The following is a 13,920-nucleotide window of genomic DNA, read 5'->3' as shown; positions in this document are numbered from 1 at the left end:
CGCCCCGCACCGGACGCCGCCTCAATGTCGTGCCGGGTGATGGGATGCCGTGGTGGCCGGTGCAACCGCCAGCAGGGTGTCGACGCCATACAGCGTGGCGAGATTGCGCAGCGCCTCGGGGGCCGCGGCGATATCCAACGCGATGCCGGCAGCCTGCGCCGTGCGCTGCCACGACAGCAGCACCGCCAGCGCGGAGGAGTCGACCTGCGACAAGCCGGCGCAATCGACCCGCACAGCGGCGGTACCGACCTGGCGTGCCTGGCCGAGCTGCGCCTCGCCCTCGCGCAGAACGCGCGGCGCTTCGCGGTGAGTCAGCGGGCCGGACAGGGTCAGCATGGGCGGGAGCAGAAAAAGAAACAGCGGCCGCAATCGACCGCTGTGTGGATTCTACCGGAGATCGGCTTACTTTGCCGGCCCCTTCGCCAGCTGGGCATTGCGCTCGTCCAGGAACTGCACCAGACCGCTCACGCCGCCGCGCTTGCTGATGACCTCGGCAAACTGGTTCTTGTAGGTTTCCGACAGCCACAGCCCGCTGATGTTGATGTCATAGACCTTCCAGCCGTTCGCGGACTTTTCCATGCGGTAGTCCAGGGCCACCGGCTCGCCGTTGTTGTTGACCGTCGAGCGCACCACCACGTCGGTGTCGTCCGCTGCAGCGCGGAACGGCTTGTACGACACCGTCTGGTTACGCACGTTCGCCAGCGCACCCGCGTAGGTACGGACCAGCAGCGTCTTGAAGCCGTCCTGGATCTGCTGCTGCTGCTCCGGCGTGGCCTGGCTCCAGAAGCGGCCCATCGCAATTTGCGTGGTGCGCTTGAAGTCCGCGCGCGGCACGATCTTCTGATCGACCAGCTGGAAGACCTTTTGCATGTTGCCGCTGCGCAGATCCGAATCGCCCTTGATGGTGGCGAGCACGTCGTCCACGGCCGTCTTGACGGTGGTCTGGGCATCGGTCTCCTGCGCGTGTGCGGGCACCGCAGCCACGGCGGCCATGAAGGTCAGGCCGGCAAACAGGGAGTGGAGGAGTTTCTTGAACATATCGCGTCCTTCTATTGTGATTTCTGGTCCACAAACAGCATCGCCGCTGCGATCTTGCTGGCGGTTAGAACCGGGCGCTCCCGGCCAAGTTCGACGGGGAGCGGCCGCTTTTACGCCTTGTCACCATTGAGGCGTGGCTGTTACGTGTGACTGGTCAGCGACGGAACACCGGCCAGTTGGGGGTGAAGCGATGGTACGGCGACACGCTCCCGCCCTGCTCGGCCCCCTCCGGAGGATTCTTGCCATCGGTGTCCTCGGGCAGGTTGCCGTCGTAGATCAGGTAGCGGCGGCGCTGCAGATAGGCATCGCGCATGAAGGTGTACTTGTCGACCGCCGCCTCTTCCAGCACATTGCCCACACCCAGCAGGCCCGCGCGCGCATCGACCACGCGCAGGGCCGCCAGCGAATAGGTGACCGCGCTGTTGTTGAAGTACGTGAGCGGATCCAGCTGCCAGTCGACCAGGAAGCCCGCGGTGTCGCGCACGGTGCTCGGACCCAGCAGCGGCCAGACGATGTATGCACCGGCCGGCACGCCCCACACGCCGAGGGTCTGGCCGAAGTCTTCCTTGTGCTTCGGCAAGCCGGCGTCCGACGCGATGTCGATCAGGCCGCCGAGGCCCAGGACGGTGTTGATGGCCACCCGCATGGTGTCTTCCAGCGCGGCCGTACCCTTCAGCTGCAGCAGGTTGTTGACCGCCGAATAGACGTCACCCGCGTTGGAGAAGAAATTCGACACCGCCGTGCGCGCCGGCGACGGCACCACGTCGACATACGTCTGTGCAACGGGCTTGAGCACGCCCTTGTCGAGATCGTCGTTGATGCGGAAGACTTCGCGGTTGAACGGCTCGATCGGGTCGGCCGGATTGGCGTTGGGCCCGGTGGCGCAGCCCGCGAGCAGGACGGCGCTTGCCGCCATGCCCAGCGCAAGGCCGCGCAGGGTCCGATTCGATGTTGTTGTTCTCATGATTTATTTACTCCCACTCCCACTGCTCTCGGCCGGCTTGCCGGCACCACCGCCGGCATTGCCCGCGCCGGCGTCCGCCGCCTTGCTATAAAGGAACTGGCTGATCAGGTTCTCCAGCACCACGGCCGACTGCGTCATCGTGATCTTGCTGCCGCCGGCCAGCATGGCCGAATCGCCGCCCGGCTCCAGGCCGACGTACTGTTCGCCGAGCAGCCCCGAGGTCAGGATCTTGGCCGAGGAATCCTTGGGAAACTGGTAGCGCTGGTCCATGTCGAGCACGACGGTGGCCTGGTACGACTTGTCGTCGAACAGGATCTGCGACACGCGCCCCACCACCACGCCCGCGCTCTTGACCGGCGCGCGCACCTTCAATCCGCCGATGTTGTCGAACGCCGCGCGCACCTGGTAGGTCTTGGCAAACGAGAACGCGCTCATGTTGCCCGCCTTCAGCGCCAGGAACAGCAGCGCGATGAGGCCCACCAGCACGAACAGTCCGACCCAGAAATCGAGGAGGCTCTTACGCATGATCTTTTCTCTCTGAATGCCGACCGCTTCAGCTGAACATCAGCGCGGTCAGCACGAAGTCCAACGCCAGCACGGCCAGCGACGCAATCACCACGGTGCGGGTGGTCGCACGCGACACGCCCTCGGGCGTGGCCTTGGCCTCATAGCCCTGGTACAGCGCGACGAAGGTGACCGCCACGCCGAACACCACGCTCTTGATGACGCCGTTGAGCACGTCTTTCACCACGTCCACGCCAGCCTGCATCTGCGACCAGAATGCGCCGGCATCCACGCCGATCAGGCCCACGCCGACGAAGTATCCGCCCAGAATGCCCACCGCGCTGAAGATGGCGGCCAGCAACGGCATGGCGATGAAGCCGCCCCAGAAGCGCGGCGCCAGCACGCGGGCAAGAGGATCGACCGCCATCATTTCCATGGCGATCAGCTCTTCGTTGGCCTTCATCAGGCCGATCTCGGCGGTCAGCGAAGTGCCGGCGCGGCCGGCGAACAGCAGCGCCGTCACCACCGGCCCCAGCTCGCGCACCAGCGACAGCGCCACCAGCAGGCCCAGCGCCTGCTCCGAGCCGTAGCGGTTGAGCGTGTAGTAGCCCTGCAGGCCCAGCACGAAGCCGACGAACAGGCCCGATACCGCGATGATGATGAACGAGTCGTTGCCGATGAAGCGCAACTGCTCGACCAGCAGGCGCGGGCGGCGCAGCACGTCGCGGCCGGCGCCGATCAGCGCCAACAGCATGCGTGTCGCGTAGCCGAGGCGGCTGATCAGGATGCGAACCAGGAAGCCGATCGACGAAATCATTGCGCCTCCCCGTCACGCCGGCCACCCACGCCGAAGTCTTCGGCCAGGGGCACGCCCGGGTAATGGAACGGCACGGGGCCGTCGGGCTCGCCGTGCACGAACTGGCGCACGAACGGATCGGTCGAGGCCGACAGCTCCGCCGGCGTCCCCTCGGCGGCGATGCCGCCGTTGGCGACGAAGTAGACGTAATCGGCGATCTGGAAGGTCTCCTGCACATCGTGGGAGACGATGATGCTGGTCGCGCCCAGAGCGTCGTTCAGGCTGCGGATCAGCGAGGCCGTCAGGCCCAGCGAGATCGGGTCCAGCCCGGCGAACGGTTCGTCGTAGAGGATCAGCGACGGGTCCAGCGCGATCGCGCGGGCCAGCGCCACGCGGCGCGCCATGCCGCCCGAGATCTGCGACGGCATCAGGTCGCGTGCGCCGCGCAGGCCGACGGCGTTGAGCTTCATCAGCACCAGGTCGCGGATCAGCAGATCAGGCAGTTCGGTGTGCTCGCGCAGCGGAAAGGCCACGTTGTCGAACACCGACATGTCGGAGAACAGCGCGCCGAACTGGAACAGCATGCCCATCTGCCGGCGCGCGGCGTAGAGCGCGGGCTTGTCCATCGCGCCGATGTCCGCGCCGTGCACGCGCACGGCGCCGGAAGCCGCGGCGACCTGCCCGCCGATCAGGCGCAGCACGGTGGTCTTGCCGCAGCCGGAGCCGCCCATGACGGCAACCACGCTGCCCTTGGGCACACGCATGCACAGTCCGGACAGGATGCGTCGCGCGCCCGGCTGGTAGGCGAAATCGACCTGGTCGAGTTCGACAACGGCGGTAGAGGACTGGGACGACACGATAGATTTCGGCGCTGAGGGCTCGGAGCGGCGCCTTGGCGGTGCCGCGCCTCGTTCTAGGGTCTGGCCGCACCGGCTGGGTGCGGCCCGCCATTATAGGGGGAAACCCGCGTAGCCCGCCGGTCACCTCCCCGCTTACCGACGCATTCTGTGGCGTGGGGGCCGCGTCCGGGCGCACCGGATCGCGGGTCGCCGAAACAGAAATGCGGCGTTGCGCGCGCCAGTGCCCCACCCGCCTAGCCGCGCTCTTCGAGCTGCAGATCGGCCTCGCGGATCAGCGACTGCCAGTGCACGGCATCGCGCCGCACGGCGGCGGCGAAGGACTCGGCCGCCTCCCATTCCGGCTGGTAGCCGCCGGCCAGCATGGTGGCGCGCACATCGCCCGAAACCAGCACCTGCTTGAGCTCGGCGGCGACACGCAGCGACAGCGGCCGGGGCGTGCGCGCCGGCGCGAACACGCCGACCCAGGCGCTGCGGTCGAACCCTGCCACGCCCGCCTCGCGCAGCGTCGGCACGGCGGGCGCGAACGGTGAGCGCGCCGACCCCGTCACGCCCAGCAGCCGCAGCTGCCCCGCACTCACGCCGGCGGCCAGGCTGGGATAGGTGGCGAAACAGGCCGTCATGCGCCCGGCCAGCAGTTGCTGGATCAGGACACCTTCGCCCTTGACGGTCACGTGCGGCGCGTGGATCGCGTAGTCCCGGACGAACTGCTCGGCCACGAGATGCGACCAGGTGCCGACCGCCTCGGACCCGCAATTGACCGAGGCCGACTGTACCCGCGCCTGCGCGACCAGTTCGCCGATCGAGACAACGGGCAGGCGCGCGTCGATGGCCAGGAAGAGCGGCAGCGTGGCCACCATGGCCACCGGCTGGAAGTCGCGCAGCGGATCGTACGGGGCGGGTTCGAGCGCGGGCTGGGCGACGAAGGTGGTCTGCTGCAGCAGCCACGTGTGTCCATCGGACGGCGCGCGCGCCACCAGCTCGCCGGCCGCCATGCCGTTGGCCGCCGGACGGTCATCCACGCTGGCCGCCATGCCGAGCTGCCCGGCCAGTTGCGCCGCGAGCGCGCGGGCCAGCGCATCGAAGGCGCTACCCTCGGCGGCCGGCACCACCAGACGCATGGCGTGTGACGGATAGCCCAGCAGCTCGCCCCGCGCCGGCCACGTCGTCAGCAGCACAGGCATCGCACCCAGCACGGCCAGCGCACGGCGCCGCCCCGGGCGGGCCATGTCGTACGGATCAGCCAGCGGGGTGCGGACGTCGGCTCGCATCGGGGCGCGGGAAATGGGGGCTGCCCCATTCTAAAAAGCCCGCCGGCCGTCCATCACCCATGTAAACCATGTGGATGTAAACCATGAAGGCGCCAGCCCGCGCCCAAAGAAAAGGCCCGCCGAAGCGGGCCCGGGTCAGGCGATCAACCACGTGGTCAGCGCGGCAGCACCGAATGGCCCATGAGGAACGCGTCCACCGCACGCGCGGCCTGCCGGCCTTCGCGGATGGCCCACACGACCAGCGACTGCCCGCGGCGCACGTCGCCGGCGGCGAACACCTTCGGCACATTGGTGGCGTAGGCGTTGTCACCCTCGGTGGCGGCGCGGGCATTGCTGCGCGCATCCTTGGCCACGCCGAACGCTTCCAGCACGCCGCCGACCGGATGGGTGAAGCCCATCGCCAGCAGCACGAGGTCGGCCTTGAGCAAGAACTCGCTGCCTTCGACCTCGGCCATCTTGCCGTCCTTCCACTCCAGGCGCACAGCCTTGAGGCCCGTCACGCGGCCGTTCTCGCCGATCAGCGCCTTGGTGGCCACCGACCAGTCGCGCTCGCAGCCCTCGTCATGCGACGACGAGGTGCGCAGCTTGATCGGCCAGTACGGCCACACCAGCGGCTTGTTCTCTTCCTCGGGGGGACGCGGCAGCAGTTCGAACTGCGTGACCGAGGCGGCGCCGTGGCGGTTGGAGGTGCCCACGCAGTCCGACCCCGTATCGCCGCCGCCGATGACGATGACGTGCTTGCCGTCGGCGCGGATCGGGTTGGGCGCGTCGCCGGCCACTTCCTTGTTCTGCGGGATCAGGAATTCGAGCGCGTAATGCACGCCATCCAGGTCGCGGCCCGGCACCGGCAGGTCGCGCGGGACTTCCGAGCCGCCCGTGAGCACCACGGCGTCGAAGGTCTTGAGGATGTCCTGTGCGGCGAGGGTCTCGCGCGCGTCGTTGCAGATGCCGGCGGGGACGGTCTTGTCGCCCACCATCACGCCAGTGCGGAAGGTCACGCCCTCGGCTTCCATCTGCTGCATGCGGCGGTCGATCTGCGTCTTTTCCAGCTTGAAGTCGGGAATGCCGTAGCGCAGCAGGCCGCCGATGCGGTCGTTCTTCTCGAACACCGTCACGTCGTGGCCGGCGCGTGCCAGCTGCTGCGCCGCCGCCAGGCCGGCCGGGCCCGAGCCGACCACGGCCACGGTCTTGCCGGTCTTGTGCCTGGGCACCTGCGGCTGCACCCAGCCCTCGGCCCACGCCTTGTCGATGATGGCGTGCTCGATCGACTTGATGCCGACCGGCGCCTCATTGATGCCCAGCGTGCAGGCCGCCTCGCACGGCGCCGGACAGATGCGGCCCGTAAACTCGGGGAAATTGTTGGTCGAGTGCAGCACCTCGATCGCCGTCTTCCAGTCCTGGCGGTACACCAGGTCGTTGAAGTCGGGGATGATGTTGTTGACCGGGCAGCCGTTGTTGCAGAACGGAATGCCGCAGTCCATGCAGCGCGCGCCCTGGATCTTGGCTTCGCTGTCCGCCAGCGCGAACACGAACTCCTTGTAATGCTTCACGCGCGCTGCGGGCGCTTCGTATGCCTCGTTCTGGCGGGGAAATTCGAGAAAGCCGGTCGCCTTGCCCATGGTGTCCTTCCTGGCGCGATGCCGGCCGGCACGGCAATCCTGCCGGGCGGTCGCGCCTGTCTTGTGAGGTTGCGTTATTCAGGGGTGGCGGGCAGCACGCGGGCCGCCCGCCTGGTCGCTGGGAACGGTCAGGCCGCGATCTGCTCGCGTGCGCTTGCCTGTTCGCGCTCGTACATTTCGGTCAGCGCGCGCTTGTACTCGGTCGGGAAGACCTTGACGAAGCGGCGGCGCGCGTTGTTCCAATCGGCCAGCAGTTCCTTGGCGCGCTCCGAGCCGGTGTAGCGGAAGTGCTTTTCCACCAGCCCCTTGAGCAGTTGCTCGTCGAGCACACGCTCGCCGTTCACCTTGTGCCAGGTCGACTGCGTGTGCGCCTTTTCCTGGTCGGCCGCCGACAGCACGGACTCCAGCGCCACCATCGCGGTGTTGCAGCGCTTGTCGAACAGGCCGTCCTCGTCATAGACGTAGGCCACGCCGCCCGACATGCCCGCCGCGAAGTTGCGCCCGGTCGCGCCCAGCACGACGACGGTGCCGCCGGTCATGTATTCGCAGCCGTGGTCGCCGGTCCCCTCCACCACCGCGGTGGCGCCGGAATTGCGCACCGCGAAGCGCTCGCCGGCCACGCCGTTGAAGAAGGCCTCGCCAGCCAGCGCGCCATACAGCACGGTGTTGCCGACGATGATGTTGGCGGTCGGCTCGCCGCGGAACTCGTGCGGCGGGCGCACGATCACGCGGCCTCCCGACAGGCCTTTGCCGACGTAGTCGTTGCCGTCGCCCACCAGGTCCAGCGTCACGCCGTGCGCCAGGAACGCGCCGAACGACTGGCCGGCCGTGCCTTGCAGCTGGATGTGGATGGAGTCGTCCGGCAGCCCCTCATGGCCGTAGCGCTTGGCCACCTCGCCCGAGAGCATCGCGCCCACCGTGCGGTTGACGTTGCGCACCGGCTGGATGAACGACACGCGCTCGCCCTTCTCCAGTGCGGCCTTCGCCTTCTCGATGAGCTGGTGATCCAGCGCGCGGTCGAGGCCGTGGTCTTGCACGTCGACCTGGTAGCACGGCTCGGCGTCCTTCTTGGCCGGCTGGTAGAAGATGCGCGCGAAGTCCAGGCCGCGCGCCTTCCAGTGCTCGATGCCGGCCTTGGTGTCGAGCAGGTCGGCGCGGCCGATCAGCTCGTTGAAGGTGCGGATGCCCAGCTGCGCCATGATCTCGCGCACTTCCTCGGCCACGAAGAAGAAGTAGTTCACCACGTGCTCGGGCTTGCCCGAGAACTTCTTGCGCAGCACCGGATCCTGCGTCGCCACACCCACCGGACAGGTGTTCAGGTGGCACTTGCGCATCATGATGCAGCCCTCGACCACCAGCGGCGCGGTGGCGAAGCCGAACTCATCCGCGCCCAGCAGTGCGCCGATCACGACGTCGCGGCCGGTCTTCATCTGGCCGTCGGCCTGCACGCGGATGCGGTTGCGCAGGCCGTTGAGCATCAGCGTCTGCTGCGTCTCGGCCAGGCCCAGCTCCCACGGCGTGCCGGCGTGCTTGATCGACGACCACGGCGACGCACCGGTGCCGCCGTCATGGCCAGCGATCACCACGTGGTCGGCCTTGGCCTTGGCCACGCCCGCGGCCACCGTGCCCACGCCCACTTCCGACACCAGCTTGACCGACACGTCCGAACGCGGGTTGACGTTCTTCAGGTCATGGATCAACTGCGCCAGGTCTTCGATCGAGTAGATGTCGTGGTGCGGCGGCGGCGAGATCAGGCCCACGCCCGGCACCGAGTAGCGCAGCTTGCCGATGTAGTCCGTCACCTTGTGGCCGGGCAGCTGGCCGCCCTCGCCGGGCTTGGCGCCCTGTGCCATCTTGATCTGGATCTGGTCGGCCGACACCAGGTATTGGGCCGTCACGCCAAAGCGGCCCGACGCCACCTGCTTGATCTTCGAGCGCAGTGAATCGCCTTCCTGCAGTTCCAGGTCGCGTTCGATCACGTCACGACCGATCACGTCCGACACCTTGGTGCCCTGCTTGATGGGAATGCCGCGCAGCTCGTTGCGGTAGCGGCGCTCGTCCTCGCCGCCTTCGCCGGTGTTCGACTTGCCGCCGATGCGGTTCATCGCCACGGCCAGCGTGGTGTGCGCCTCGGTCGAGATCGAGCCGAGCGACATCGCGCCGGTGGCGAAGCGCTTGACGATCTCCTTGGCAGGCTCCACTTCGTCGAGTGCGATGGCGCGCGCCGGCTCCACCCTGAACTCGAACAGGCCGCGCAGCGTCATGTGGCGCTTGCTCTGGTCGTTGATCAGGTTGGCGTATTCCTTGTACGTCTGGTACGAATTGGCGCGCGTGGCGTGCTGCAGCTTGGCGATCGAATCCGGCGTCCACATGTGCTCTTCGCCGCGGATGCGGAAGGCGTATTCGCCGCCGGCTTCCAGCATGCTGGCCAGCACCGGCGCATCGCCGAACGCGTCGCGGTGCAGGCGCAGGGCTTCCTCGGCCACCTCGAAGATGCCGATGCCGCCCACGTTCGACGCCGTGCCGTGGAAGTACTTGTCCACCAGTTCGCGCGACAGGCCGATCGCCTCGAAGATCTGTGCGCCGGTGTACGACATATAGGTCGAGATGCCCATCTTGGACATCACCTTCTGCAGGCCCTTGCCGATCGCCTTGGTGAAGTTGTACACCGCCTTCTCGACCGACACGCCCAGGCCCGATGCCATCTCGGCCAGCGTTTCCATCGCCAGGTACGGGTGCACGGCTTCGGCGCCGTAGCCGGCCAGCAGGGCGAAATGGTGCACTTCGCGGGCCGAGCCCGTTTCCACCACCAGACCGGTGCTGGTGCGCAGGCCCTTCTCCACCAGGTGATGGTGGATGGCCGACGTTGCCAGCAGCGCCGGAATGGCCGCCTGCTTTTCGTCCACGGCGCGGTCCGACACGATCAGGATGTTGTAGCCCGATCGGACCGCATCGACCGCCTCGGCGCACAGCGAGGCCAGGCGCGCCTCGATGCCTTCCTTGCCCCACGCCACCGGATAGCAAATGTTCAGCTCGTAGGCCATGAACTTGCCGCCGGTGTAGTGCTCGATGTGGCGGATCTTCGCCATGTCCTTGAAGTCCAGCACGGGCTGGCTTACTTCGAGGCGCATCGGCGGGTTGATGTTGTTGAGCTCGAGCAGGTTCGGCTTCGGCCCGATGAAGGACACCAGCGACATCACCATGTTCTCGCGGATCGGATCGATCGGCGGGTTGGTGACCTGCGCGAACAGCTGCTTGAAGTAGTGATACAGCGTCTTGTTCTTCGACGACAGCACGGCCAGCGGGCTGTCGTTGCCCATCGAGCCCGTCGCCTCCTCGCCGTTGACAGCCATCGGCGCCATCAGGAACTTGACGTCTTCCTGCGTGTAGCCGAAAGCCTGCTGGCGGTCCAGCAGCTTGGCGGCCGGCTTGGTCTCGGCGGCCACGTCCTCGGCCTTGGCTTCCAGCTCGTCGAGCTTGATACGCACGGCGTCGATCCAGCTCTTATACGGCTTGGCGTTGGCCAGGTTGTCCTTGAGCTCCTTGTCGTCGATGATGCGGCCCTGCTCCATGTCGATCAGGAACATCTTGCCCGGCTGCAGGCGCCACTTCTTGACGATGCGCGACTCGGGAATCGGCAGCACGCCGGCTTCCGAGGCCATCACGACCATGTCATCGTCGGTGACGTAGTAGCGCGCCGGACGCAGGCCGTTGCGGTCGAGCGTCGCGCCGATCTGGCGGCCGTCGGTGAAGCAGATCGCGGCGGGGCCGTCCCACGGCTCCATCATGGCAGCGTGGTATTCGTAGAAGGCGCGGCGGTTGTCATCCATCAGCGCGTGCTGTTCCCACGCTTCCGGAATCATCATCATCATCGCCTGGGCGAGCGGGTAGCCGGCCATCGTCAGCAGTTCGAGGCAATTGTCGAACGATGCCGTATCCGACTGGCCCGGGTAGATCAGCGGCCACAGCTTGGGCAGGTCCTCGCCCAGCACCGGCGACGAGATGCCGCCCGTGCGCGCGTTGATCCAGTTGACGTTGCCCTTGACGGTGTTGATCTCACCGTTGTGCGCGACCATGCGGTACGGGTGCGCCAGCTCCCATGCCGGGAAGGTGTTGGTCGAGAAGCGCTGGTGCACCAGCGCCAGCGCAGACACCGTGCGCGGATCGGCCAGGTCCTGGTAGTAGCGGCCGACCTGCTCGCACAGCAGCAGACCCTTGTAGACGATCGTGCGCGCCGACATCGACGGCACGAAGTATTCCTTGCCGTGCTTGAGCTTGAGCGCCTGGATGGCGTGGCTGGCAGTCTTGCGGATCACGTACAGCTTCCGCTCCAGCGCATCGGTGGTCATGATGTCGCGGCCGCGCCCGATGAAGATCTGGCGGATCACCGGCTCGGTCTTCTGCACCGTGGGCGACATCGGCATGGTCTTGTCGACCGGCACATCACGCCAGCCCAGCACGACCTGGCCCTCCAGGCGCACGGTGCGCTCGAGCTCCTGCTCACAGGCCAGGCGCGAAGCGTGTTCCTTCGGCAGGAAGATCATGCCGACGCCGTATTCGCCGGCCGGCGGCAGGTGCACGCCCTGGCGCGCCATTTCCTCGCGGTAGTACTGGTCGGGAATCTGCAGCAGGATGCCCGCGCCGTCGCCCATCAGCGGATCGGCGCCGACAGCGCCCCGGTGGTCGAGGTTGTGCAGGATGCGCAGGCCCTGCTGAACGATATCGTGGCTCTTCTTGCCCTTGATGTGCGCCACGAAGCCGACGCCGCACGCATCGTGCTCGTTGCTCGGGTCATACAGCCCCTGGGGCGCCGGCACGCCCTGGTGGGTCGTCGATTCAGCGCTCTGCGGCGCAGCGGGGAAGGAATGTTGTTCCACGGCGATCTTCCGATGTTGTCGGCACGACGCACCGCAGAAGGCCCTCGCAGTGGCTGCGACGGGGCATGGCGCGCCGCACCATGAATGCGGGGTGAGGTCGACTATAAAAGAGCGACCCGAAGCAGGCAAAAGTTTTTAAATGGGGTCGGAATAAATTATTAATGACGCGCCTCGAAAGCGGTCTTTTTATTGGGGACAGATTAAATTCGCGCGAAATGCGCCGCCAACATGCCTCTCCCGAAGCCCCCCGATCAGCCTGCTTCGGCCTGCGTTTCCGTCCCCACTTCTGCGGGACCGCGTGGCGGCCGGCCCTTCGGCAACGGTGCCACGCGCCGCCCGCCCGTCCGCGCCAGCGTCGCCAGGAATGCCTCGCTACCGAGCGGCCAGCCGCTGTGCACGTGCTGCCTGATGCGGGCGAGCTGGTCGGAGCCGAGCCCCTCGTGCCAGAGGGTCCGGTAGCGGGACTGGCGCTCGAATGGCGTATTGCCGAGCCGCCAGTAGCAGTAGTGATCGCTCACCCACGGAATCGACTGAATGCCGACGTGATGGCGATAGGTGCTCCAGCGATCCTCCTCCGGCGTGACGGCGAGGCCCCCGCGCACGGCGTTGCCCTCCACGTACAGGATCATCGGCAGCACCCATTCGGCGGGGTCCAGCACCGTCGACCGGAAGCGCCCTTCCCACAGCGTGCCGCTGCGGCCCGCCGCGGCGTTGAAGTAGCGCGTGTAGCGCCGGCCGACGGCCTGCAGCGTGCGCGACAGGCTGTCCGCCACCTTGGGCGTGCCGACCAGGTGCACGTGGTTCGGCATCAGCGCAAAGGCGTGGATGGCGAAATCGTGCTCGCGCGCCGCCATGCGCAACGTATCGAGGTAGAAAGCGTAGTCCTCATCGGCGCGGAACACCGCCTGCCGATTGTTGCCGCGCTGCAACACGTGAACCGGGGAATCGATGGGACTGAGGCGAGGCAGGCGGGCCATGACAACAAAACGGGCAGGCAAAGCGACATCGTAACGCGAAGCCCCCAAATCTGTCCCCAATTTTCCAGCCGCAAACGGTTGCGGAAAACCTGTCGCTGCAGTGCAACGAAAACCTGCGGTTCGCTACGGATATTTGCTCCCGGTCAAATACGGTCCTGCCTGCGCGGCATCCCGGCCGTCATCTTGATCCGGCGCAAATGCGGAACCGCCCATCCGCGCAAGACTGGCGCCCATCACATCAACGAGACCACATTGAGGGAGCGTTCATGGCAGTTGTCCGTCCAGCCGTCGTTGCCGCCGCAGCCAGCCTCATCGCAGCGGCCTTTTGCCCGATCGCGCATGCCGAGGGCGGCGACCTGCCCCTGGTCAGCGGCAACTGGATGGTCCGCCTGCGCGCGGTCAACCTGACGGCGGCCAACAAGTCCGACGCGATTCCCGCGCTGGCGGTGCCCGATGACGCCATCCATATCAACAACAAGGCGTTCCCCGAACTGGATATCTCGTATTTCTTCACGCCCAACCTGGCCGCCGAACTGATCCTGACCTACCCGCAGCAGCAAGACGTAACGGTCATGCAAAGTGCGCTGGGTGGGCCGACCAAGATCGGCAGCTTCCGCCACCTGCCGCCGATCCTGACGCTGCAATATCACTTCCGGCCGGAATCGCGCTTCAAGCCCTATCTCGGCGCAGGCCTCAACTACACGCGCATCTCCAGCGTAGACCTGCAGGTGCCGGGCGTCGGGCCGCTCGACCTGAGCCGAAACAGTTTCGGCCCCGCGCTGCAGGCCGGTTTCGATTACCGCCTGACGGACCGCGTCTACCTCAACGTCGACATCAAGAAGACCTGGATCAGCGCCGACGTGAAACTGGGTGGCCAGACCGTCAGCAAGGTGAGGATCGATCCGTGGCTGGTCGGCGTGGGCCTGGGCTACCGCTTCTGAAGGAGACGATCAACTGACACTTTCCTGATCGACTTTTCCGGCGCGCCGCAGGGGCCGTCGACGGCGGGGGCGCTCG

Annotated in this window: 11 protein-coding genes; 1 reads left to right on the top strand and 10 read right to left on the bottom strand. The window is 66.9% G+C overall.

All coding sequences use genetic code 11. The annotated features are described in order from the left end of the window. Positions 1-21: 21 nt before the first annotated feature. The 10 genes from GO999_RS02130 to GO999_RS02085 form a co-directional block, all read right to left on the bottom strand. Positions 22-336: an STAS domain-containing protein gene (locus GO999_RS02130; protein WP_016726109.1), complete on the bottom strand. Its 315-nt coding sequence runs from the start codon at positions 334-336 to the stop codon at positions 22-24. A 66-nt stretch (positions 337-402) separates the two neighbouring features. Further along, the gene (locus GO999_RS02125) at positions 403-1,038 is read right to left on the bottom strand and encodes an MlaC/ttg2D family ABC transporter substrate-binding protein (protein ID WP_019718889.1); all 636 of its coding nucleotides are present in this window, start codon (positions 1,036-1,038) and stop codon (positions 403-405) included. Positions 1,039-1,192: 154 nt separating this feature from the next. Next, on the bottom strand, positions 1,193-2,002 hold the full coding sequence (locus GO999_RS02120) for an MlaA family lipoprotein (protein ID WP_011002864.1): 810 nt from the start codon (positions 2,000-2,002) through the stop codon (positions 1,193-1,195). Between the two features lie 3 nt (positions 2,003-2,005). Further along, entirely contained in the window at positions 2,006-2,527 is a 522-nt protein-coding gene (mlaD, locus tag GO999_RS02115) for an outer membrane lipid asymmetry maintenance protein MlaD (protein ID WP_011002865.1), read from the bottom strand. 28 nt (positions 2,528-2,555) lie between these two features. Next, a complete protein-coding gene (mlaE, locus tag GO999_RS02110; protein WP_011002866.1) occupies positions 2,556-3,323 on the bottom strand; it encodes a lipid asymmetry maintenance ABC transporter permease subunit MlaE in 768 nt (255 codons plus the stop codon). Continuing rightward, entirely contained in the window at positions 3,320-4,159 is an 840-nt protein-coding gene (locus GO999_RS02105) for an ABC transporter ATP-binding protein (protein ID WP_011002867.1), read from the bottom strand. The genes mlaE and GO999_RS02105 overlap by 4 nt, the downstream gene beginning before the upstream one ends. 236 nt (positions 4,160-4,395) lie before the next feature. Next, positions 4,396-5,430: a Bug family tripartite tricarboxylate transporter substrate binding protein gene (locus GO999_RS02100; RefSeq protein ID WP_019718890.1), complete on the bottom strand. Its 1,035-nt coding sequence runs from the start codon at positions 5,428-5,430 to the stop codon at positions 4,396-4,398. A 155-nt stretch (positions 5,431-5,585) separates the two neighbouring features. After that, positions 5,586-7,049, bottom strand: a complete 1,464-nt coding sequence (gene gltD, locus GO999_RS02095) for a glutamate synthase subunit beta (protein WP_011002869.1) — start codon at positions 7,047-7,049, stop codon at positions 5,586-5,588. A gap of 128 nt (positions 7,050-7,177) precedes the next feature. Beyond that, the gene (locus tag GO999_RS02090; protein ID WP_016725138.1) at positions 7,178-11,926 is read right to left on the bottom strand and encodes a glutamate synthase-related protein; all 4,749 of its coding nucleotides are present in this window, start codon (positions 11,924-11,926) and stop codon (positions 7,178-7,180) included. 251 nt (positions 11,927-12,177) lie between these two features. Beyond that, positions 12,178-12,903, bottom strand: coding sequence for a transposase (locus GO999_RS02085; protein WP_019718892.1), 726 nt, complete (start codon positions 12,901-12,903; stop codon positions 12,178-12,180). A gap of 266 nt (positions 12,904-13,169) precedes the next feature. On the opposite strand from GO999_RS02085, the gene GO999_RS02080 reads away from it, so the two are divergent. Further along, positions 13,170-13,844 (top strand): OmpW/AlkL family protein, encoded by a 675-nt coding sequence (locus tag GO999_RS02080; RefSeq protein WP_011002872.1) that lies wholly within the window; start codon positions 13,170-13,172, stop codon positions 13,842-13,844. The last annotated feature ends 76 nt before the right edge of the window (positions 13,845-13,920 follow it).

This window comes from Ralstonia nicotianae (assembly GCF_018243235.1).
GTDB classification, from domain to species: Bacteria; Pseudomonadota; Gammaproteobacteria; order Burkholderiales; family Burkholderiaceae; genus Ralstonia; species Ralstonia nicotianae.
This window is presented reverse-complemented; position numbering and strand designations above follow the sequence as displayed.